Here is a 21,371-nt window from a genome sequence, read left to right on the forward strand (position 1 = left end):
CTTCGAAACCAAAATCGGCCGGACGGTCACAGCAGGCGTAAATGTAAGGTTCTGACGGTTTTAGCTGACTATTCCTTAACTCCCGCCTCGCATCGCCGGATGGGCATTGTGCATCCGGCGATGCATTTCTTTGTCAATAATTCCCCCGAGCCATCGGCGATTGCGGGGAAAAAGGCAGCTACAAAGGGCAGACAGATGACGGGACAGAATAGGGGGCCGCGCGCCCTGCGATCGGTTTGGACCTATCTTCTCGCCCTTCTGGTCTGGTGCGCGGCGACATTCCCGGTCATGGCCGAGGAGGCGCCGAGTACCGCCACCCTGATGCTGTCCGGGACCGGGCCGGATGATGCGATCCCTTGGGATTTTGTGATCAATGGCGGCATGCGCGCGGGCGAACAGGCCCGTATCCCGGTCCCTTCCAACTGGCAGATGCATGGGTTCGGCCATTACCAGTATGGTTATGACAAGGGGCCGCGTGCGGCGGACAAGGCCACCTATCGCCGCCGATTTACGGTCCCCGCCGATTGGAAGGGCCGCACCGTCCGCATCATTTTCGAAGCGGTGATGACCGATACGCTGGTGAAGGTGAATGGCACTGTCGCCGGTCCCGTTCATCAGGGCGGTTTCAACCGGTTCAGCCATGACATCACCAAGCTGGTCAAACCCGGTGAGGAGAATGAGATCGAGGTGCAGGTCAGCGAGGCGTCTGCGGCCATGGCCACGGATATTGCCGAGCGCCATGGCGATTACTGGGTTTTTGGCGGCATCTACCGCCCCGTCTGGCTGGAGGCATCGCCGCCGGAATCCATCGCGCAGGTGGCCATCAATGCCCTGGCGTCCGGCGATCTGACCGCTGACATCACCTTGCGCGCGCCCCGTACCGTGACGAAACTGGTGGGCCAGGTCATGACCCGCGATGGTGCGGTGGTGGGGCAGTCCTTCACCGCCACCATTCCGGATGGTGGGACAGGCCGTGTCCGTCTGACCGGCCAGATCGCGCAGCCGGCCCTGTGGTCGGCGGAGGCGCCGAACCTTTATGATCTGCAGGTGACCCTGTTTGCGGGTGACCGGCCCGTGCATCAAGTGCGGGAACGGTTCGGGTTCCGGACCTTTGAAGTGCGTGGCGGCGAGGGGCTTTATCTGAACGGTCAGCGCATCATGCTGAAAGGCGTGAACCGCCACAGCTTCCGCCCCGAAACGGGCCGCGCTGTCAGCCGCTCCCAGGCCTATGATGATGTACGTACCATCAAATCCCTGAACATGAACGCCATGCGGGTGGCCCATTACGCGCCGGAAAAGGCGTTCCTGGAAGCTGCCGATGAACTGGGCCTTTATGTCATCAACGAGTTGAGCGGCTGGCAGAATGCCCATGACACCGAGGTGGGCCGCAAGCTGGTCCGGTCATTGGTGGAACGCGACGTCAACCATCCCAGCATCCTGTTCTGGTCGAATGGCAATGAGGGTGGCTGGAACCGGGAACTGGATGGCGATTTCGCGCTTTATGATCCGCAAGCCCGTCCCCTGATCCATCCGTGGGAGGCGTTTGGCGGCATCGATACCAAGCATTACCCCCGTTATCCGGACCTGCTGCGCCGGCTGTCGGGTGAGATGCTGGTGATGCCGACCGAGTTCCTGCATGGCCTGTTCGATGGCGGCATCGGGTCGGGCCTGGATGATTACTGGCGTGCCATGAAGGCATCAAAGCGCGGTGCCGGCGGCTTTCTGTGGAACCTGGCGGATGAGGGGCTTGTCCGCACCGACCAGGGTGGGCGGATCGATCTTTACGCCACGTACGCAGCGGACGGGATTGTGGGGCCGCATCAGGAAAAGGAGCCCAGCTTCTTCACGGTCAGGGACATCTGGTCACCGGTACAGATCGATGCCCCCGTCCTGGATGACGGTTTCACGGGCACCGTGACGGTTCGCAATCAATATGACTTCACGCCACTGACGGCGGTGCGGTTCCAATGGGAATGGCTGCGCTTTGCCGGCCCTGCCGACAGGAAAGCCGATGCCAAGGTTCTGGCGAAGGGTGAGGTGGCGGGACCGGCCATCGCGCCGCATGAAGCGGGTGAACTGCGCCTGCCGGTGCCGTCTGTGTGGAAGCGGGCGGACGCGCTGCGTCTCACGGCGATGAAGGGGGATCAGCCGCTTCTGACCTGGGTCTGGGCCGCCCGACCGCATCCCGCCGATGATGTCGCCGGCAGCAGGATTGGCCGCCCGCAGGTGGTGCGCAACGGGGATGTGATCGATCTGGTGGCCGGCAACCTGTCGGCACGGTTCGATTTGAAGACCGGGCTGCTGACGGGTTTGACCCGTGATGGCCAACAACAGCCCTTGTCCAACGGTCCCCGCCTGCTGCTGGCCCGTCCCAAGGGGACGGGGGAACCGGCCTGGGTGGAACCGGTGGGGAAGGGTGAGGGGCTGTATGAATTTCCGGAACCCATGATGGCGAACATCGCCGCCATCGATCTGGGCATTGTGGACGCCGATGGCTGGGCGGGCTTCAGCCTTGAACTGTCATCCGATGGCCATAACTGGCGGCGGGTATTTGACGGTGCCCGCGTGGCACGCGATGGCCAGACCTACATCTTCCCGCCGCAGATCGTGAAGGCGATTCGCATTTCCAATTTGGCCGGCGTGCGGTCGGTGCCGAAACTGGTGTCGGTGCGGCTGGCGCATGAGGCGGACCGGTTTCTGCGCCCTGATGCCGGACTGGTCACGGTGACGGCTGGCATCGGTAACGATCTTGTAACGAGAAAGCCTGTGGCCTGGCTGGAGGCACCAGGGGCGGGCGGGCTGTCGCATGTTCGCTGGGTACTGGGTGAGGACGGTATCCTGACCCTGGATTACCGCTATGATCTGACCGGCGCCGTTCTCTATCACGGTATCGGCTTTGATCGGCCACTGGCTGAGGTCACAGGTGTACGGGCGTTGGTGCGTGGGCCGGGTCCGGTATGGCAGAACCGGCTGCGCGGCCCGGTGCTAGGCGTGCATGAAATTGCCGGCGAAGGGGCCGGCCTGCCGAAACCTGACGTCGCCGGATATTTCGCCGATCCACGCTGGGTTCGGCTGTCGGGCGGGCAGGGCACGCTGACCATCGCCAGCGATGGGGCGCCCTATCTTCAGCTTGGCGCCAGATTGGCCGATTTCCCGACCACCAGTGTGGATTTCCCAGCCAGCGATATCGGCTTCCTGCAGGCCATTCCCGGCATGGGCGCCAAGAACCAGGCCGCTGACCTGACCGGCCCGGCGGGCATGCCCTCCATGGCGAACGGGTCTTATGGCGGCCGCCTGCGGATCAAATACTGACCTGTTTACAGGAGAGTTCCCATGAAATCCGCCCGCTTCGGCATCGCAATCCTGTGTCTTGCCTGCCTGCCATCCGTCGCGCTGGCACAGGAAAGCCGTTCCATCGGTGCCGATCCGCAATTGCCGGCGCCGTTTGCCACGCCATCGGTGAAAAACACGCCCGACACAACGCCGTTCCATGAAGGGGCGGAACTGTGGACGGCACCGGGGCTGGCGGTGAACCGTTTTGCGGAGGGGCTGGATTCACCGCGTAATGCCATTGTCCTGCCCAATGGCGATGTGCTGGTCGCGGAGGCCAAGACGGAGCGCAAGAACGAAGACCCGAGCTTCGTGGATAAGGGGGCCAACTGTATCCTGTTGTTGCGCGACAATGATGGGGATGGCCGCGCGGACGAGCGCCATGTGCTGATCGGCGCGTTGCAGCAGCCCTATGGCATGGCGCTTATCGGTGACCGGCTTTATATCGCGAACGCCAATGGCGTCTTCTGGACGCCTTACCAGCAGGGCCGGTCCACGATCCCGGATGATGCGCCGCGCACCTGGATCACGCGGTTTGACCCGACCGGGTACAATAATCACTGGACCCGCAACCTGCTGGCCAGCCGGGATGGCCGTACCCTCTATATCGCGGTCGGTTCGGCCAGTAATGCCGGTGAATATGGCATGGCCAAGGAGGAGCGGAGGGCCGCGATCCTGGCCATTGATCTTGCCACCGGCAACGAGCGTGTCTTTGCCGGCGGGCTGCGCAATCCGGTCGGGATGGATATCGAACCGGTCACAGGCCAGCTCTGGACATCGGTCAACGAGCGCGATGAACTGGGTGATGATCTTGTTCCTGACTATATCACCTCGGTTGCCGATGGCGGCTTTTACGGCTGGCCCTACAGCTATTGGGGCAAGCACCCGGACCCGCGTCTGAAGGGGCAGCGGCCTGATCTGGTTGCGAAATCGATCACACCCGATTTTGCCGTGGGCGCACATGCCTCGGCGCTTGGCATTGCCTTCGGCGCGTCAAGCTCCCTGCCGGCCCGGTACCGCTCCGGCGCCTTCGTGGCGCGGCACGGTTCCTGGAACCGGTCCGAACTTCTGGGCTATGACGTGGTGTTCGTGCCCTTTGCCGGTGGCAAGGCCGTGGGGCCGCTGGAGAAGGTTCTGACAGGTTTCACCGATCAATCGGGCCATGTCCATGGCCGTCCCCGGTCATTGGCGGTGGCCAGGGATGGTGCCTTGCTGATCGTTGATGACAAGGGCGGCACGATCTGGCGCCTTTCGGCGGCCAGATGACCTCCCCGTCTACCCTTCCCAGCCGATGCTGACCCGCACGGTGCGCGGGCGGACGGGGGTTGCCTGCGGGCCCGCGCCAAGGGTGAACGGGTTGCCATAGGCGAACTGGTTGGCGTCGCTGTCGAGGATATTGTCCAAGGCAACGCCAAGCGACCAGCCCCCGGTCGCGTGCAGCGTCACCCGCCCGCCCAGCAGATCGACCGGACCCTGACTGATCCCGTCGGTGAAGGTCAGGTGGGTGCGGCCCGTGTGGCTATAGTCCAGGGCCGCCAGCAGGTTCACGCCCTCCGTGACCTGTCCGCGCCAGGACAGGCTGGCGCTGCCGCTGAGGCGTGAGGCACCGGGCAACCCGCCATCCGCGCTGCCGGTAAAGTCACGGGCGACACGGGTCAGTTCCGGATCGTTTAGGATCAAGGTCGCATCCAGCCGCCAGGGACCCAGATGCAGGCGGGGCGTCACCTCAATCCCCGTATTGCTGCCGTCCCCGGCATTGGTGGTGACGGTCAGACCATCGGCCCGCAACTGGTCGGTCTGGATATTGCGCCAGCGCGCATGGAAGATGGCCGCGTCCAGCATCAGCCGCCCCTGCCACAGCGACAGCTTCGTTCCCAGCTCATAGTTCCACAGCTCATCGGTCTGGAACCGTGCGGTACGATAATCGTCACCCGTGACCGGTCCGGCTTCTTCGATATTGATACCGCCGGGGCGATAGCCCTCCGTCATCTGGGCATAGAAAGAGGTATCTTCCCAGGCCTGCCATGAAAGGGCCAGCTTGGGCGTATAATCCGTCTCCCGCGTATAGCCCTCGGCCCTGGCTACCGATGGCACAGGCGCGCGGGCCGTTGCCTCCACCTCCTGCGCCACATGGAACAGGCGGCCACCGGCGGTCAGGGTCCAGTCGGGCTGGAACCGCCAGGACAGCTCCCCAAACAAGGCCGCCTCCTTCACCTCATCCACCCGGTCACGCCGCCACAGATCGGTGCCGGTCTCTGCCGCCGGGTTCAGGCGGCGGCTGGAATTGGCGGTCTGGCGCGACAGGTACAGGCCGGAAAGCCAGTTGAGGCCATTGTCGCCGTCATCCTTGCTGGTCAGCCGCGTTTCATGGGTCCACAGGCGGGATAATTGTGCCTCATGGAACAGTGCGGGTCGGGCCGGCAGTCCGGCCAGCCCCGGCACGGCAGTGCTGGCATCATAGAAACTATCGATCTCATGCCGGACAAAGGCAGTGGTGCTGTGCAGGTCGGCGAAGGATAGGCTACCCGTCAGGGTGACATGCGCCTCGTCGAAATCATTATCGTGCGGTTCGGCCAGTTGCGCCGCGCGGGTACAGCAACCGCGCCGTCCCTGGATATAATGGCTGTCTTCCGTGTCGATCAGCTGATAGGTGCCGCCCAGTTCCAGGCGCCAGTCATCGCTGGGCACGAAGGCGACCAGCAGGCGCCCACCCTGCGTATCTGTGCGGTCGATGTTGCGCCGTCCGCCAGCCGCATCGATCACCCCGCCCTCCCGGTCGGCATAAAGCGCCAGCCTGACCGCCAGCCGGTCGGTCAGCAGCGGCTGGTTCAACACCGCCTCCACCCCGCCGCCCGGCGCACCGTCGCGGGTCAGGCTACCGGAAAGCCGCGCCTGTGCCGACCGTTCCGACAGGTCGGGCGGGGCCGGCACGATGCGCAGGATGCCGCCGATGGACCCGCCGCCATAAAGCGTCCCTTGCGGCCCGCGCAGCACCTCCACCCGGTCCAGATCGATCAGGTGCAGGTGGGGATCGGGCGCGTTGTAATTGACCTTGGCATTGTCCAGATACAGGCCGACCGTGGCCTGGGTCTGGCCGGTAAAGGCACTGTCCGACAGGCCCCGGATGGCCAGCTTGTTCCGCCCCGGCCCCAGATGCGTGCTGCCCACCCCACCCAGCAGAGGCAGTGCGGCGTCGGGGTTTGTGCTGCCAAGACGGGCCAGATCGGCAGCGGTCAGCCATCCCACGGCAACCGGCAGATCGGCGGGGGAGGCCCCGCGCTTCGTCGCCGTCACGATGATGGGTTCTATTGGTGCCGCCTGCCCCTGATCCGCCGCTGACCGCAGCCGGGGTGCGGCCAGCGGCTCCAGCCGGTACGTGTCCGGCCCGACCTTGCGGAAGCCAAGCCCCGTCCCGGTCAGCAGCTTTGTCAGCGCCTGTTCGGGTGTCAGCGGGCCGCTGGCACCGGGGCTGTGCCGGCCCGTCAATATCTGGTCCCCGCCGATGGAGATGCCCGTCTGTCGCGACAGATCGGACAGGGCGGCACCCAGGGGGCCGGCAGGCACGGCGATCCCCTGTTCAGCGGCCAGTACCGGCAGGGCCGTCAGCAACAGGACCAGGGCGGAGAGGGGGAAAAGACGCAAAGCGGGAACCGTCAGGGGCGTTTCGACAGCACGAAGCTATCACCCTGACGCGCCACGGCAATGGGCAGCAACCCCTGCAGATTATTCAGCAGCGTTGCCTGATCAGCGTCCAGCCGCAGCACGCCCGAGAAATGCAGGCCCGCCGCCGCCCCTTCTGCCCGCATGGGCAGCGGGTAATGGCGTGACAGTTCCGCCAGGACCTGGGGCAGGGGGGCATTGTCGAAGGACAGGCGGCCCTGCGTCCAGGCGGTGACGGCCTGTGAATCCACCGCCGTGACCGGACCGGCTGTCTGGCCGTGAAGGGCGCTGATCTGCTGTCCCGGTGTCAGACGCTGTTTGGCGGTTCCATCGGCATTGCCGACATCGACCAGACCGCGCGTAACCGTGACGGTCACGCCCATATCCAGGTTGCGCACATTGAAGGCGGTGCCGACCACGGTCACCAGCCTTTCACCCGCCGCCACGGTAAAGGGACGCGACGGGTCCTTGGCGACATCGAACAGCGCCTCACCCTTTTCCAGTACGACGGAGCGGCGGTCATCCAGCATGGCGACCGACAGGCGGGTCCCGCTGTTCAGGATGATGCTGGACCCATCGGCCAGTTTGGCCGTCTGGCGCTGACCGGGGGCGGTTTCGAAAATCTGCGGCGCGGGGGTGACGGCATACTGGCTGGTCAGGGTGACCGCCAGGGCGGCTGCGGCCACGGCGGCACCCCCCAGGAACCAGCGACGGGACAGATTGGCCGGTGCCGGCATCGGGGCCGCCTTGCGCCGGCTGGCCAGATCGATGATGGCCGCCGGCTGTTCCGCCGCCGGCATCGCGTCCAGCTGCCGCCACAGCCCCTCCACCTTGTCATAGGCGATGCGGTGGGCCGGATCGGCTTCCAGCCATTCGGTGAATTCCAGCCACACCGCCTGATCGGCAACGCCCTGCAAACGGGCGTGCCAGTCCGCCGCCTGTTCCAGGCGGGGATCAAGGGGTGCTTCGGGGGGGCGGTTCACCATGTTGGCTGCTTCTGGTTCGGGCTTTGTCCTGTTGACGTCACGGAAGGGGCGGTACCCCACCCCCTCTCATGAATTATTTTTCATTCAAGACGGCGCCCCAGCCTTTTCAATAGGTTCTTCATGGCGGCGGCCATGTGTTTTTCCACGGCACTGCGGGAAATGCCCAGGCTGGCGGCGATCTCCGCATGCGGGCGGCCTTGCAGCTTGTGCATTTCGAAGACGCGCTTGCCCTGCGGCGGAAGGGCGTCGATGGCATCGCGCAGCAGGCGCAGCTCCTGTCGCCCGCCCACCACGTCTTCCGCCGTCGGGGTCTCTGCGATGGGTTCGGGTCCGTCGACCAGGGCATTGGCCGACAGCCATTCGCCATCGCGTGCGGCGGCGCGCGATCCGCTGCGCTGCCGGTCGAAGGCGAGGTTCATGGCCATGCGGTTCAGGAAGGCGGGCACATTCTCCACCCCCTCGCCCCCATCGGGCAGGGTGGCCAGCCGCTCATACATTTCCTGCACAATATCTTCCGCCTCCGCCGCACTGCCCGTGCGCGCCGTCAGAAGCCGCAGCAGAAAGGCGCGGTGTTCCAGATAGGCGGTGATCAGGGGCGGGGGCGGGGCGATGACGGGACCTGGGATCGGCGGGAAGCTGCTTTCCGATATAGACCCGGACCCACGCCCGATCAATGCAACAGGTGGGCGGCAGGTAGTTTTCGCCACAGCCTCAAATTTTTTTCAGTTCGCACCTGCGGTCCGCTGCGGGCGGTGCCGTCATGCAGTTGAAGGCCGCTGAAACCGGCCGATCCAACCGGCGGAGTGACGCCTGTGATTGAAATGCTGATGCGCGATGAGGAGGGGGTGCGGGGCAGCCTGCGGTTCGATGCCGAACGGCTGGGAACCCTGACACGCTGCCGCCCGGCTGTTGTGGCCATCACCCACCATTTCGCCCCGGAACGGCGGCGGGTGGAGGCGATGATCCGCAACACCTATGCGCAGACCTATGGCGGTGACATCACCATCACCCATCCGATGCTGATGAGCCTGCGCGACGCCGACGACCGTATCCTGGCAGGTGTCGGCTTCCGTCCGGCGGGCACCGGCCCCCTTTTCCTGGAAACCTATCTGGACCAGCCGGTCGAAACCCTGATCCCCGGTCAGCCGCAGCGCGGCCAGGTGGTGGAGATCGGCAATCTGGCCGCCGCAGAGGCCGGGGCGTCCTACCTGCTGTTCATGGCGCTGGCCGCCTATCTGCATGGGCAGGGATATGAAAAGGCCGTCGTCACCGCCACCCGCCCGCTGCGCCGCCTGTTCCGCCAGATCGGCTTCGATCCTGTCGAACTGGGCCGTGCCACGCCTGACCGTGTCGGCCCTGCCGCCGCCGCCTGGGGCAGCTATTACGCCAACGACCCGCGCGTGGTCTGCGGCAATGTCGCGTTTGGCGCTGAAAGCCTGGACCGTTTTCTGGCCGGCGATGCGCGGCAGGCGCTGCCTTCCTTCCCCACCTTTCCCCGTCTGCATCCCGCCGTTTCGGCGCCCGAGGTGATTGCATGAGCCGCATTCTTTCTGCCATCCGCATGCAGGACCCGGCAAAGCCCGCCATCAATGACTGGTCCTATGGCAGCCTGTTGGGCGCCATCGACCGGCTGGCCGCCGACCTGTGTGAAAATATCGGCCTGGACCGCCGGCCCGTCGCGGTGGAGGCGGCCAATTCCGCCGCCTGGGCCGTTCTGGACCTTGCCCTGCTGGAACTGGGTCTGGTCAGCCTGCCCTTGCCAGGTTTTTTCACGCCGGATCAGCGCAGCCACGCCCTGGCCGATGCCGGTGCCGGCTGGCTGATCACCGACAGCCCGCAGCAAGGTGGGCAGGCGCTCAGTGTGGGTACGCAAACGCTCTATATTCATCGCCTGGACCATGCGCCCGTGCTGCTGCCGGCGGGTACAGCCAAGATCACCTACACATCCGGCACGACCGGGACGCCCAAGGGTGTCTGTCTTTCGGCTGCCGGTCTGGAAAAGGTGGCGACCTCCCTGGTGCAGGTGATCGGTGCCGATTATGCGGGCCGCCACGTTGCGATCCTGCCCCTGCCGGTCCTGCTGGAAAATGTCGCGGGCCTGTACAGCACGCTGCTGGCCGGCGGCCATTATCTGGCCGCCTCGCCGGCGGAACTGGGGCTGGCGCAGCCTTTCCAGCCGGACTTTGGCCGGCTTCTGGCCGCCCTGTCGGTTGTTCGTGCCAGCAGCGTCATTTTGGTGCCGGAACTGCTGCGCGGTCTGATGGCCGCGATGGCACAAAGTGGCCGTACGCTTCCTGATCTGCGGCTGGTGGCCGTCGGTGGGGCGCGGGTGGCACCGGCCCTGCTGGCGCAGGCCGCGATGCTGGGCCTGCCGGTCTACCAGGGCTATGGCCTGTCGGAATGCGGATCGGTGGTGGCGCTGAACACCCCTGATGCAAACCGGGTGGGGACAGTGGGCCGCGTGCTGCCGCATCTGAACCTGGCGATCGACCCGGACACACGGGAGGTCAGCCTCAATAACCATGCGTTCCTTGGCTATGTCGGTGGCGACCCCGCCCTTTCCCGCATTGCCACCGCCGATCTGGGTGGCGTTGACGAGGATGGCTTCCTGTCCATCCAGGGCCGGTTGCGCAATGTCATCATCAATGCCTTTGGCCGCAACATCGCGCCAGAATGGGTCGAAGCGGAACTGATGGCGCAGCCGGAAATCCTGCAGGCGGTGCTGTTCGGCGATGCCCAGGCCGACCTGACGGCCCTGATCGTGCCCTCCCGGCTTGGGCAGGACCCGTCCGCCCTGTCGCTGGCCGTGGCGCGGGCCAATGGCGCCCTGCCGCCCTATGCCCGCGTCGCCCGCTGGCACGCTGTTCCCGCCTTCACCCCCCTGAACGGCATGCTGACCCCCAATGGCCGTCCCCGCCGTGATGCCATTGCTGCGGCCCATGCCCCCCTTCTGTCCCGTAATGAGGATGAGACACCCATGCCCCAACCCTTCTTCGACCGTCTGGTGACGGAGACGGAGCCGGCGCGCCTTTCCCTGCTGTCGGTGCCGCAGATCCAGGATGGTCTGACGGGCCGTATCAGCCTGGAAACCTACATCGCCTATCTGACGGAGGCGTATCACCATGTGAAGCACACGGTGCCCCTGATGCGCACCGCCCGTGCCGCCCTGCGTCCCGGTCAGGAATGGCTGATCCCCGCCCTGGATGAATATATCGAGGAGGAGGAGGGGCACGAGGAATGGATCCTGAACGACATCCGCCATGCCGGTGGCAATGCCGAGATGGTGCGCCATGGCACCCCGCGTGCCGCCACCCAGGCCATGGTGGATGAGGCCTACCGCTTCATCCGCGAGGAAAACGCCGCCGGCTTCTTCGGCATGGTCTATGTGCTGGAAGGGACCAGTACTGCCATCGCCACCCATGGGGCCGAAGCGGTGCGCAAATCCCTGAACCTGCCGAAAAGCTGCTTCAGCTATCTGACCAGCCACGGGTCGCTGGATATCCAGCATATGGAATTCTTCCGCACCCTGATGAACCAGGTAAGCGATCCGGCGGATCAGCAGGCAATCATCACCATGGCGAACCGCATCTTCGGCCTGTTCGCCGGCCTGTTCCGCGCCATTCCCCACAGCCGCCACACCGAGGAGGTGCGCCATGTTGCATGAGGAAAGCCTGGAAGGCCGCACCATCCTGGTCACCGGTGGTGCCGGCGGTATCGGGTCACCCCTGGTCAGCCTGCTGCGCAATCGCGGGGCGCAGGTCACGACCCTGGGGCGTGGCGACATGCCGGGGCGCCATATTCGCGCCGACCTGTCGACCCAGGCCGGCATCGCGCATGCTGCCGAACAGGCCCGCCTGCTGGCCCCGCAAATGCTGTTCAACATCGCGGGAAGGCAATATTTCGGCCCCGTGGAGGGGCAGCGTCCGGCGGACCTGCTGGGTGATTATCTGGTGAACCTTGTAGCGCCGGTAACCCTGACCCAGGCGGTGCTGCCCATGATGAAGCAGCGGGGACGCGGCCACATCGTCAATGTCGGTTCCGTCTTCGGCTCCATCAATTTCGCGCATTTCGCGGGCTATTCCAGCGCCAAGGCGGGCCTGAAGGGCTTCAGCCAGGCCCTGCTCCGGGAAGTGCGGGGGACGGGCATCACCGTCTGTCATGTGGCCCCGCGTGCCGTGCGCACCGGCTTCAACGGGCCGCTGGTGCAGCGTTTCGCCGAACTGACCGGCATGGCGCAGGATGAACCCATCCAGGTCGCCCGCCGTATCCTGGCCGCGGCCCAAGCGGGCAAGGCCGAAACGGTGATCGGCTGGCCCGAAGCCTTTTTCACCCGCCTGAACGCCCTTTTCCCCGGTCTGGTCGACCGGGCGCTGGCCGGCAACGATGCCAAGGCCGCCAGCCTTTTCTCGCATCCGACCGCCCCGACGGGCGGCGCCACCATCACGCCCCTTGGAGAGAAAAACCATGCGCGCTGACAAGAAACTGATCCTGGCCACCCTGTTCCTGCTGCTGGCCGGTTCGGCCCTGGCCTCCACCGATCCCGCCATGGACGCCAAGGTCGCGGAACTTCAGGCCGGCTGGGCCCATGTGAAATATGAGGTGAAGGGGGAGGATGCGCAGCTTTCCGGCATGGAGTCCCTTGCCGGTCAGGCCAAGACCGTCACCGCCGCCTATCCCGGCAAGGCCGAGCCCCTGATCTGGGAAGCCATCATCCTGTCGTCGGAGGCGGGGATCAAGGGCGGCATGGGCGCGCTGTCGCTGGTCAAGGAGGCGAAGGCCAAGCTTGAAACCGCCGAACAGATCGATCCCACGGCCCTGGACGGGTCCGTCAATACCTCGCTGGGCAGCCTTTACTATCAGGTGCCGGGCTTCCCCATCGGCTTTGGCAGCGATAAGAAGGCCAAGGTCTATCTGGAAAAGGCGCTGGCCCTGAACCCGGACGGTATCGATCCCAACTATTTCTACGGCGATTTCCTGTTCCGGCAGGGGGAATATGCCAAGGCGCGTGACGTTTTGAACCACGCGCTGGCTGCCGCCCCCCGTCCGGGCCGGGAGGTTGCCGATGCCGGTCGCCGGGAGGAAATCAACGCCGTGCTGGCCCAGGTGGAAACCAAGGTCGCCCGGCGCTGACTGATCCCCGGACCGTGGGCAGTGCCGGGTCAGTCAAACAGCTGATCAATCCTGGCGCTGACCCATTTGGGGTCAAACAGCCCTGCCGGATTCTGGAGAACGGAGTCCGGCAGGCCCAGTTGTTCCACAAGATCGTCGCGCACCGCGATCAGGTTGCCGGTGTGACAGACGGGGGTATAGCCCTTTTCCCGGGCAAGATTGGCCGTCGCCTGAAAGCTGGAGCCAGACACACCCTCTCCATGGATCGCCACGACCGGTGTCGGTATGGTGCTGTTGACCTCAACAATCACGATCTTGGGGCGATAGGACAGCAGCGACTTCCAGATGTGATAGTCGCTGCTGTCGATATCGATGCTGAGAACCTCGAACTCTGCCGGAATGGGGGTGCTGGACAGCAGCGCGTCAAGCGTGCGCCCCTCCTCGCTTTCATGGACGAACGCGCTGATCGGATAGAGGGCACCGGGCGGAAACTTCGCGCAGGTTTGCAGAAGGTCCTGGTACTTCGCCTCATCGCCCTCGATATAGACCCCGCGCCATCCCTGACAGGCCAGGGCAAAGCTGTTGCTGAGATGGATGCCGTCCCAAGCCCCGAATTCGCAGAACCAGCCGGACCCGATATTCAACCGCATCAGGATTTCGGCCAGGATACCATCCTCGCCATTCTGGCTGTTGATATTGGCGCGATAGGCAAGCAGGGGTGAGCTTGCCAGGAACAACCTTTCCCTGTCATTCACGATGGACAGCAGACGCCGGGCCTCGTGGCTGTCGGGATGTTGCTTCAACTCCTCCGTGCAGACCAGACGCGCCAGATGAGGATAGCCTTTGCGCAAGGCTGCGGCGGCGATCATGGTCAGCGAGCGGGGTGGGGCGGACATCATGGCTCCATGGTCTGCAATGGCGCCCCTTTGGACGTCCTCTCAAAGCTTTATCAGAATATGCTAAATGCGCGTGGCATTTTCATGCCAGGGTAAGAGGGTTGTTGGATTTCAACCGCTTGCCGCTGACAGATGGAATGAAGCCCCAACAACCCCGTAAAATCATTTCCGGGTCTGCTGCACCGCCACGCCGTCCAACGCCAGGTTCAGCTTCAGAACATTGACCCGCGGCTCTCCCAGCAGGCCCAGCAGGGGCTGTTCGACATGGGCGTCCACCAGTTGCCGGACCATGGCCGGGTCCAGGCCACGCGCGCCGGCAATGCGGGCGACCTGGAAATAGGCGGCGGCGGGGGTGATATGGGGGTCCAGCCCGCTGCCCGAAGCGGTCACCAGATCGACCGGCACCTTGTTTTCAGGTGCCGCCCCCAGCCGTTCGGCATCGTTCTTCACCCGCTCCGTCAGGGCTGCACTGGTGGGACCCAGGTTCGACCCGCTGGACGCACCGGCATCATAGCCATTGCTTCCCGCTGCCGACGGGCGCGGCCAGAAATAACGCTCGCCGGTAAAGGACTGCCCGATCAATTCCGATCCGATCACCCGGTTATCGGCATCGCGTATCAGGCTGCCGCCTGCCTGATAGGGAAACAGGGTTTGGCCGATCCCACTGATCAGCAACGGATATCCCAGGCCGCAGATCAGGGTGAACAGCACCAGCAGGACCAGGGCGGGACGCATTTCCTTCAACATGATTGGACTTCCTTACACAATGCCCAGGGCCGTGACGGCCATGTCGATCAGTTTGATGCCCGCGAACGGCACCACCAGACCGCCGATGCCATAGATCAGCAGGTTTCGGGACAGCTGGCTGGCCGCCGACCGCGCGCGGTAGGTCACGCCCTTCAAGGCCAGCGGGATCAGCGCGATGATGATCAGGGCATTGAAGATGATGGCCGACAGGATGGCCGATTGCGGGGTGGACAGGCCCATGATGTTCAGGCTGCCCAGCACCGGATAGATGCCGGCGAACATGGCCGGGATGATGGCGAAATATTTCGCGACATCATTGGCGATGGAAAAGGTGGTCAGGCTGCCGCGTGTCATCAGCAGCTGTTTGCCGATGGACACGATCTCGATCAGCTTGGTCGGATCGCTGTCCAGATCGACCATGTTCCCGGCCTCGCGCGCGGCCTGGGTACCGGTATTCATGGCGACGCCGACATCCGCCTGGGCCAGGGCCGGGGCATCGTTGGTGCCGTCGCCACACATCGCGACCAGCCGTCCATCGGCCTGTTCCTTGCGGATCAGGTTCAGCTTGTCCTCCGGCGTGGCCTGGGCCAGGAAATCATCCACCCCGGCCTCTGCCGCGATGGCCGCCGCCGTCAGGGGATTGTCGCCCGTGATCATGACGGTACGGATGCCCATGCGGCGCAGTTCGGCGAAACGGTCGCGGATGCCGCCCTTGATGATATCCTTCAGATGCACGATGCCCAGCACCCGGTCGCCGCGCACCACGGCCAGGGGCGTGCCGCCGGCCTTGGCGATGCGTTCGGCCAGGGTATCCAGTTCCGGCATCTTCACCTGTCCCGTGCCGCGCTGTGCCGCGACATGGCGCAGGATGGCGTCCACGGCCCCCTTGCGGATGGCGACACCGGCAATGTCCACCCCGCTCATCCGCGTCTGGGCGGCAAAGGGGACGAAGCGCACCTCCTGATGCGCGATTTCCGGCTGGCGCAGGCCGTATTTCTCCTTGGCCAGGACGACGATGGACCGGCCCTCCGGCGTTTCATCCGACAGGCTGGACAATTGCGCGGCTTCCGCCAGCTCCCGCTCCGTCACGCCCTGCACGGACAGAAATTCGGTGGCATGGCGGTTGCCCAGGGTGATGGTGCCCGTCTTGTCCAGCAGCAGCGTATCGACATCGCCCGCCGCCTCCACCGCGCGGCCCGAGGTTGCCAGCACGTTGAACCGCACCAGACGGTCCATGCCGGCAATGCCGATGGCCGACAGCAAGGCCCCGATGGTGGTGGGGATCAGGGTGACGAACAGGGCCACCAGCACGATCACCGGCACCGACCCCCCGGCATAAAGCGCGAAACCGGGGATGGAGACCACGGCCAGCAGGAAGATCAACGAGAGGCCGACCAGCAGCAGGTTGAGCGCGATCTCGTTCGGCGTCTTCTGCCGCTCCGCCCCCTCGACCAGGGCGATCATCCGGTCCAGGAAGGTGGAGCCCTGGGCCGCCGTGATGCGCACGATGATCTGGTCCGAAAGGACCCGCGTGCCGCCGGTCACGGCGGAACGGTCACCCCCGCTTTCACGGATCACCGGCGCGCTTTCGCCCGTGATGGCGCTTTCATCGACGGTGGCGATGCCCTCCACGATCTCCCCATCGCTGGGGATCAGTTCACCTGCCGTCACAACGACATGGTCACCGACGGCCAGAATGGCGGCGGGCACGGTTTCGGTGCCGCCGGACAGGTCCGTGCCTATCAGGCGGCGGGCCACGGTCTCCGTGCGGGCGCGGCGCAGGCTGGCGGCCTGGGCCTTGCCCCGGCCCTCCGCCACAGCCTCCGCGAAATTGGCGAACAGCACCGTGAACCACAGCCACAGCACGATCTGCAATGAAAAGCCCGTGCTGTCATTGCCCATGGCCAGATCGCGCAGCAGCAGAAAGGTGCTGAGCGTGGCGACCACGGCCACCAGGAACATGACGGGATTGCGCACCAGCACAGCCGGATGCAGCTTGGCATAGCTGGCCTGGATCGCGGGCCACAGGATAGCCCCGTCCAGCACGGAGCTGCGGGCCAGCCGTTTATTGCCATGGCCCGTGACGATATCTGCGTTTCGCATGTTCATTCTCCGGTCGCTCACGGGGTCACGGCGGCGGTCAGCATCAGATGCTCCACCACCGGGCCCAGCGACAGGGCAGGGAAATAGGTCAAGCCGCCGACAATCAGGATCATCGCCACCAGCAGCCCGACAAACAGCGGGCCGGTGGTGGGAAAGGTGCCTGCCGACGGTGGCACGAGTTTCTTGGCAGCCAGTGAGCCGGCAGCGGCCAGCATGGGCACGATGATGAAGAACCGGCCCACGAACATGGCGATGCCAAGGGTGACCGCATACCAGCTGTTGCTGGCCGTCAGCCCCGCAAAGGCGCTGCCATTGTTGGCGGCGGCAGAGGTGTAGGCGTACAGGACCTCCGAGAAACCATGCGGTCCTGCATCCTGAATGCCAGCCAGTCCCGGTGCGATGACCACGGCCACCGCCGTGAATAGCAGGATCATGGCCGGCATGGCCAGGATGGTCAGCACGGTCATCTTAATCTCCCGCGCCTCCAGCTTCTTGCCCACATATTCCGGCGTGCGACCCACCATCAGGCCGGCCACGAACAGGGCGATGATGGCCATCAGCAGCATGCCGTAAAGCCCGGCCCCGACGCCGCCGACAATGATCTCCCCCAGCGCCATGTTGATCATCGGCACCATGCCGCCCAGCGGCATGAAGCTGTCATGCATGGCATTGACGGCGCCGCAGGAGGCGGCGGTGGTGATGACCGCGAACAGGGCGGACATGGCCGTCCCGAACCGCACCTCCTTGCCCTCCATATTGCCCAGCGTCTGATCGACATGGAACCCGGCCAGCAGGGGGTTGCCCCCCGCCTCGGCGCCATAGGCCAGGGTCACGCCGGCGATGAACAGCACGCCCATGGCGGCCAGAATGGCCCAGCCCTGCTTCTCATTGCCGACGGCGCGGCCGAACAAGTTGGTCATGCCGGCACCGATGGCGAAGATCAGCAGCATCTGCACGAAGTTCGACAGGGCCGTGGGGTTTTCAAACGGATGGGCGGAGTTGGCGTTGAAGAAGCCGCCGCCATTGGTGCCCAGCATCTTGATGGCCAGCTGGCTGGCCACCGGCCCCTGGGCGATGGTCTGCTGCGCGCCTTCCACCGTGGTGGCCACGGTATAGGTGTCGAAATTCTGCGGCACCCCCTGCCAGATGAAGAACAGGGCGGCCAGAATGCTGAAGGGTAGCAGCAGGTACAGCGTGGCGCGGGTCATATCGACCCAGAAATTGCCGATGGTCATGGCCGACCGCCGGGCAAAGCCCCGCACCAGGGCCAGTGCCAAGGCGATGCCGGTAGCCGCCGACAGAAAATTCTGCACCGTCAGGCCCACCATCTGGCTGAGATAGCTCATGGTGGTTTCCCCACCATAGGATTGCCAGTTGGTATTGGTGACGAAGCTGATGGCGGTGTTGAAGGCCAGTTCCGGCGTCACCGCCGGCAATCCCTGCGGGTTCAGCGGCAGCAGGTCCTGCATCCGCAGAATGCCGTAGAAAAACAGCATGCCGGCCAGATTGAACAGCAGCATAGACAGGGCATAGGTCAGCCAATGCTGCTCCGTCCGCGCGTCCACGCCGGCCAGTTTGTAAAGCCCCGTTTCAACGGGGGCGAGAACGGGGGAAAGCAGGGTGCGTTCCCCCGCAAAGATGCGCGTCATGAAGCCGCCAAGCGGCCGTGTGACGGCGATGATGACCGCGCAGAACAGCGCGATCTGCATCCAGCCGATCAGGGTCAAATCGGAAACTCCGAAAGCCGGCGGCGCTCAATAGCGCTCAGGCCGGCACAGCACATGGATCAGGTATAGGGCCAGCCCGATGGCGGTGGCGACGCCCAGGATCAAGTCCAGCATCGTCCTACAACACCTCGCAGGCATAGGCATAGCCGACGCCCAGGGCGAACAGCCCCAGCGCCAGCGCGATCATGATGATGTCAGTCATGAAACCCCACATCGATGGGCCGTGCGGGCGCACGGCATCGACCGCATTGAAATTCAAATGCGCGTAAGGGTTCGATGGGGAACGGGGGCTGCGGACATTAAAATCCGTTTATGCCGGAAGCTGCACCAGCTCCAGCAGGCTTCCATCCGGTGCGCGCAGGGTGCCGGACAGGCGGCCGCCATAAACCGCGCCGTCGCGGCGGGCGGGCGGGGTGATCCATTCGCCGCGTACCGCCGACAGGTCGGGATGCGACAGGGTGCAGATGGCGATACCCGGCGGCAACTGCCCGTCATGCCGGGCGCGCGGGGTCGCCGCCGGCGGATACTGGTCCAGCTCCAAAAAGATGTCGCGGTCATCCACCAGGGTGGCGATCCGGTGCCGCTGATCCAGGGGAAGGCCAAAGGCGTTGGCCAGCATCGTATAGGGAATATCCAGCCGTTCCCCCAGGCGCAGGCCGGTGGTTTCCTCAAACCATCTGATGCTGGCTTCCATATCGGAGCAGGCCAGGACCAAAATGAACAGCCTGTCGATCAGGCTTTCGGCACGCGGCAGGTCGAAGGCCGGCAGGTTGCCGTTGATCTGTGTCAGATACACGATTTCCCCGTCCGGCCCCTTCACCTGCATCGGGTGGATGGTCGGCAGCCCGGTATTGAGGCGCGGCGGGCCGATGATCTCGAACGGGCTTTGCAGCATCCGTTCATTCACCGCCATGACATCCTGCACACAGATTTCCAGGGCGGCCCAGCCATGGGTGCGCAGCGGGCGGTAGCTGTCGACGGGATCGCCCGCCACGAAGCGTACGAACACCTCCGTCCCGCTGGCCGGTTGCAGAACCAGATAGGCGCGGTCGGCACTGGCGGGACAGCCCCAGGCGGCGGCAAGCGCGACCGAGAGGCTGCCGCGTTCGACAATGGCGTAATCCAGCCATTGCACATAGCGCGCGGCGCTGGCCTCCGGGTCGGTCACCGTCAGGGTGGCGGCGCGCAGCAGCTTCATTGGGCCAGTTCCTCGGCGATATTCTCGCTGGTGTCATCCAGGGCGGAAATGGTTTCCGCCTCCTGCTGCACCACGCGCAGGACACGGGCCAGGAACTCCTGGTTCCACAGGCCGCGTTCGGCGGCTTCGGCCTTGCTGGGGGCGAAGCTGTCGATCTCCGCCCGGCTCACGATACCCTTGGCCGCCAGCAGCCGTTCCAGCGTGTCCAGGCGCTGGCGGGTCACCACCAACTCGCCGGCCAGCGACATGGCGACCGCCAAGGCGCGTTCCGCCTCCCAGCTTTCCAGGAAGCGCGGGCGCGTGCCCGTGGGTTTGGCCGATGCCCCGGCCAGGGCCTGCTGGATCGACATTACGCAACCTCCTTGCGGGCACCCACAACGTGCCAGGCCGCCTTGCGGCCATAATCCTCGCCCTCGCTTTCGGCGGCGTCGGGGAAGATGGTCTTGTCCACCACGGCGGTCACCCCGCCATGGATCAGGCTTTCACGCGCAAAGCCGGCCTGCACCATCCAGGCATCCAGGTCCGCCTCATGCATCTTCGTCCAGAACGGCTCTGCATTGTAAAAGGCGTCCCAGTCGCGCATTGCCTGTTCGAACAGCGGCATCTGCGGTGAATATTGCGGCTGTTCAACATGCAGGACGATACCGCCCGGCGCCAGCAGACGGTGCGTTTCCTTGAAGATGCGCTGCATGGAGCTGTAGCTGGTTTCATGCAGGAACATCGTGGTCTGCACCCAGTCGAAACTGCCATCGGCAAGCTGCGGCAGGCTTTCGACATTGGCCTGCACGAAGCGGATATTGTCCACATTCAGGCTTTTGGCGCGGGCCAGACCATAACGCAGCATCGGCGCGCCGACATCGACGGCCACCACCTCCGCCTCGGGAAAGCCCTGGGCCAGCGGCAGAACGCTGTGACCCAGGCCGCAACCCAGATCGAGAATGCGCTTCGGCTTGAAGTCCGGCAGGTTTTTCCGGACCCAGGCGACCACCGCCTGACCGCCGCCATCCGACCATTGGCCCAGCATGCCGCCGGTCGTCGCGAACAGGCCGCAATCATAATTGGCGGCATTGGCGACATCGCCGGGGCCATACTCGGTGTGATAGCTGCCGGGCATGCAATGATGGTCGATGGCCGCGATATAGCGGGGCAGGGGCAGCGACGGGTCTAGCGTCAAACGCGGATCGCCATCGGTCAGGGCGGCGGCGCGGGCCGCCAGCTCCTCCCGCTGGCGCAGGGTGACCCAGCGTCCGGCCTGCTGGCGCATCTCCATCGTGTTCCGGCGCAGCGCCGACCAGACCTGCCAATAGGGATCGCGCGCCAGGGCGCGGCGCACCTGCTGCCGGTCCGTGAAGGTCTTGCCCGGTGCCACACGCGTGTCGAACGCCGTCTTCACGCCGGGCAGGACGCGGCTGGCCAGATGCCGGTTCATATGGGCCAGGAAGTTGAAACGCTCGACCTCGTCATGCGTCATCTCTGGGAAGATGCCGTGGCGACCGACCGCGCGGTAATCGGGCGGGCCGTCATAGGCGGCCAGCAGGGCCGCATCGCGATCCCGTTCCGGTTTGCCTGAACCGTCCATATCCTTGCACCCTCCTGCCCTGCGTCGCATGACCGT

The 21,371-nt window shown here is 64.9% G+C and carries 17 protein-coding genes; 6 read left to right on the plus strand and 11 right to left on the minus strand.

Translation table 11 applies throughout. From position 1 onward, the window contains the following. The first annotated feature begins 195 nt into the window (after positions 1-195). Both ACODSP_RS23625 and ACODSP_RS23630 read left to right on the plus strand, forming a co-directional pair. Positions 196-3,312 (plus strand): glycoside hydrolase family 2 TIM barrel-domain containing protein, encoded by a 3,117-nt coding sequence (locus ACODSP_RS23625; protein ID WP_488967994.1) that lies wholly within the window; start codon positions 196-198, stop codon positions 3,310-3,312. Between the two features lie 21 nt (positions 3,313-3,333). Then, positions 3,334-4,596 carry a PQQ-dependent sugar dehydrogenase gene (locus ACODSP_RS23630; RefSeq protein ID WP_488967995.1) on the plus strand — a complete coding sequence of 421 codons (1,263 nt, stop codon included), beginning with the start codon at positions 3,334-3,336 and terminating at the stop codon, positions 4,594-4,596. 9 nt (positions 4,597-4,605) lie between these two features. Here the strand turns inward: ACODSP_RS23630 and ACODSP_RS23635 are convergent, their stop codons facing one another. The 3 genes from ACODSP_RS23635 to ACODSP_RS23645 all read right to left on the minus strand — a co-directional run bounded on the left by ACODSP_RS23635 (position 4,606) and on the right by ACODSP_RS23645 (position 8,650). Beyond that, a complete protein-coding gene (locus tag ACODSP_RS23635) occupies positions 4,606-6,972 on the minus strand; it encodes a TonB-dependent receptor (protein ID WP_488967996.1) in 2,367 nt (788 codons plus the stop codon). Between the two features lie 11 nt (positions 6,973-6,983). Then, positions 6,984-7,976 carry a FecR family protein gene (locus tag ACODSP_RS23640; protein WP_488967997.1) on the minus strand — a complete coding sequence of 331 codons (993 nt, stop codon included), beginning with the start codon at positions 7,974-7,976 and terminating at the stop codon, positions 6,984-6,986. 80 nt (positions 7,977-8,056) lie between these two features. After that, positions 8,057-8,650, minus strand: coding sequence for an RNA polymerase sigma factor (locus ACODSP_RS23645; RefSeq protein WP_488967998.1), 594 nt, complete (start codon positions 8,648-8,650; stop codon positions 8,057-8,059). Between the two features lie 153 nt (positions 8,651-8,803). Here ACODSP_RS23645 and ACODSP_RS23650 point away from each other — a divergent pair, with 153 nt between their 5' ends. From ACODSP_RS23650 to ACODSP_RS23665, 4 genes are read left to right on the plus strand one after another with little or no spacing between them, the layout of a single operon-like run. Beyond that, positions 8,804-9,514 (plus strand): thermostable hemolysin, encoded by a 711-nt coding sequence (locus ACODSP_RS23650; protein WP_488967999.1) that lies wholly within the window; start codon positions 8,804-8,806, stop codon positions 9,512-9,514. Next, entirely contained in the window at positions 9,511-11,640 is a 2,130-nt protein-coding gene (locus tag ACODSP_RS23655) for an AMP-binding protein (protein ID WP_488968000.1), read from the plus strand. The genes ACODSP_RS23650 and ACODSP_RS23655 overlap by 4 nt, the downstream gene beginning before the upstream one ends. After that, positions 11,630-12,451: an SDR family NAD(P)-dependent oxidoreductase gene (locus tag ACODSP_RS23660; RefSeq protein ID WP_488968001.1), complete on the plus strand. Its 822-nt coding sequence runs from the start codon at positions 11,630-11,632 to the stop codon at positions 12,449-12,451. The genes ACODSP_RS23655 and ACODSP_RS23660 overlap by 11 nt, the downstream gene beginning before the upstream one ends. Next, the gene (locus tag ACODSP_RS23665; RefSeq protein ID WP_488968002.1) at positions 12,441-13,106 is read left to right on the plus strand and encodes a tetratricopeptide repeat protein; all 666 of its coding nucleotides are present in this window, start codon (positions 12,441-12,443) and stop codon (positions 13,104-13,106) included. Before ACODSP_RS23660 ends, ACODSP_RS23665 begins: the two co-directional genes overlap by 11 nt. Before the next feature lie 29 nt (positions 13,107-13,135). Here the strand turns inward: ACODSP_RS23665 and ACODSP_RS23670 are convergent, their stop codons facing one another. From ACODSP_RS23670 to ACODSP_RS23705, 8 genes are all read right to left on the minus strand, one after another. Further along, positions 13,136-13,984: a hypothetical protein gene (locus tag ACODSP_RS23670; protein ID WP_488968003.1), complete on the minus strand. Its 849-nt coding sequence runs from the start codon at positions 13,982-13,984 to the stop codon at positions 13,136-13,138. 159 nt (positions 13,985-14,143) lie between these two features. Continuing rightward, positions 14,144-14,728 (minus strand): potassium-transporting ATPase subunit KdpC, encoded by a 585-nt coding sequence (kdpC, locus tag ACODSP_RS23675; protein WP_488968004.1) that lies wholly within the window; start codon positions 14,726-14,728, stop codon positions 14,144-14,146. 12 nt (positions 14,729-14,740) lie between these two features. Further along, a complete protein-coding gene (gene kdpB / locus ACODSP_RS23680; RefSeq protein ID WP_488968005.1) occupies positions 14,741-16,831 on the minus strand; it encodes a potassium-transporting ATPase subunit KdpB in 2,091 nt (696 codons plus the stop codon). 17 nt (positions 16,832-16,848) lie between these two features. Continuing rightward, complete coding sequence (gene kdpA, locus ACODSP_RS23685; protein WP_488968035.1) at positions 16,849-18,540, minus strand: potassium-transporting ATPase subunit KdpA; 1,692 nt, start codon at positions 18,538-18,540, stop codon at positions 16,849-16,851. Between the two features lie 45 nt (positions 18,541-18,585). Further along, positions 18,586-18,702, minus strand: a complete 117-nt coding sequence (locus ACODSP_RS23690; protein ID WP_488968006.1) for a potassium-transporting ATPase subunit F — start codon at positions 18,700-18,702, stop codon at positions 18,586-18,588. A 166-nt stretch (positions 18,703-18,868) separates the two neighbouring features. Continuing rightward, positions 18,869-19,756 (minus strand): VOC family protein, encoded by an 888-nt coding sequence (locus tag ACODSP_RS23695; RefSeq protein WP_488968007.1) that lies wholly within the window; start codon positions 19,754-19,756, stop codon positions 18,869-18,871. Further along, positions 19,753-20,106 (minus strand): hypothetical protein, encoded by a 354-nt coding sequence (locus ACODSP_RS23700; RefSeq protein ID WP_488968008.1) that lies wholly within the window; start codon positions 20,104-20,106, stop codon positions 19,753-19,755. The genes ACODSP_RS23695 and ACODSP_RS23700 overlap by 4 nt, the downstream gene beginning before the upstream one ends. Beyond that, positions 20,106-21,335 (minus strand): class I SAM-dependent methyltransferase, encoded by a 1,230-nt coding sequence (locus tag ACODSP_RS23705; protein ID WP_488968009.1) that lies wholly within the window; start codon positions 21,333-21,335, stop codon positions 20,106-20,108. Before ACODSP_RS23705 ends, ACODSP_RS23700 begins: the two co-directional genes overlap by 1 nt. Between the last annotated feature and the right edge of the window lie 36 nt (positions 21,336-21,371).

Source organism: Niveispirillum sp. FG156 (assembly GCF_057809555.1).

Excerpts from the sequence above, each read along its gene's own strand:
- ACODSP_RS23625 (WP_488967994.1), top strand. The coding sequence starts at position 196 with ATGACGGGACAGAATAGGGGGCCGCGCGCCCTGCGATCGGTTTGGACC.
- ACODSP_RS23630 (WP_488967995.1), top strand. The coding sequence starts at position 3,334 with ATGAAATCCGCCCGCTTCGGCATCGCAATCCTGTGTCTTGCCTGCCTG.
- ACODSP_RS23640 (WP_488967997.1), bottom strand. The coding sequence starts at position 7,976 with ATGGTGAACCGCCCCCCCGAAGCACCCCTTGATCCCCGCCTGGAACAG.
- ACODSP_RS23650 (WP_488967999.1), top strand. The coding sequence starts at position 8,804 with ATGCGCGATGAGGAGGGGGTGCGGGGCAGCCTGCGGTTCGATGCCGAA.
- ACODSP_RS23655 (WP_488968000.1), top strand. The coding sequence starts at position 9,511 with ATGAGCCGCATTCTTTCTGCCATCCGCATGCAGGACCCGGCAAAGCCC.
- ACODSP_RS23660 (WP_488968001.1), top strand. The coding sequence starts at position 11,630 with ATGTTGCATGAGGAAAGCCTGGAAGGCCGCACCATCCTGGTCACCGGT.
- ACODSP_RS23665 (WP_488968002.1), top strand. The coding sequence starts at position 12,441 with ATGCGCGCTGACAAGAAACTGATCCTGGCCACCCTGTTCCTGCTGCTG.
- ACODSP_RS23670 (WP_488968003.1), bottom strand. The coding sequence starts at position 13,984 with ATGATGTCCGCCCCACCCCGCTCGCTGACCATGATCGCCGCCGCAGCC.
- kdpC (WP_488968004.1), bottom strand. The coding sequence starts at position 14,728 with ATGTTGAAGGAAATGCGTCCCGCCCTGGTCCTGCTGGTGCTGTTCACC.
- kdpB (WP_488968005.1), bottom strand. The coding sequence starts at position 16,831 with ATGCGAAACGCAGATATCGTCACGGGCCATGGCAATAAACGGCTGGCC.
- kdpA (WP_488968035.1), bottom strand. The coding sequence starts at position 18,540 with ATGCAGATCGCGCTGTTCTGCGCGGTCATCATCGCCGTCACACGGCCG.
- ACODSP_RS23690 (WP_488968006.1), bottom strand. The coding sequence starts at position 18,702 with ATGCCTATGCCTGCGAGGTGTTGTAGGACGATGCTGGACTTGATCCTG.
- ACODSP_RS23695 (WP_488968007.1), bottom strand. The coding sequence starts at position 19,756 with ATGAAGCTGCTGCGCGCCGCCACCCTGACGGTGACCGACCCGGAGGCC.
- ACODSP_RS23700 (WP_488968008.1), bottom strand. The coding sequence starts at position 20,106 with ATGTCGATCCAGCAGGCCCTGGCCGGGGCATCGGCCAAACCCACGGGC.
- ACODSP_RS23705 (WP_488968009.1), bottom strand. The coding sequence starts at position 21,335 with ATGGACGGTTCAGGCAAACCGGAACGGGATCGCGATGCGGCCCTGCTG.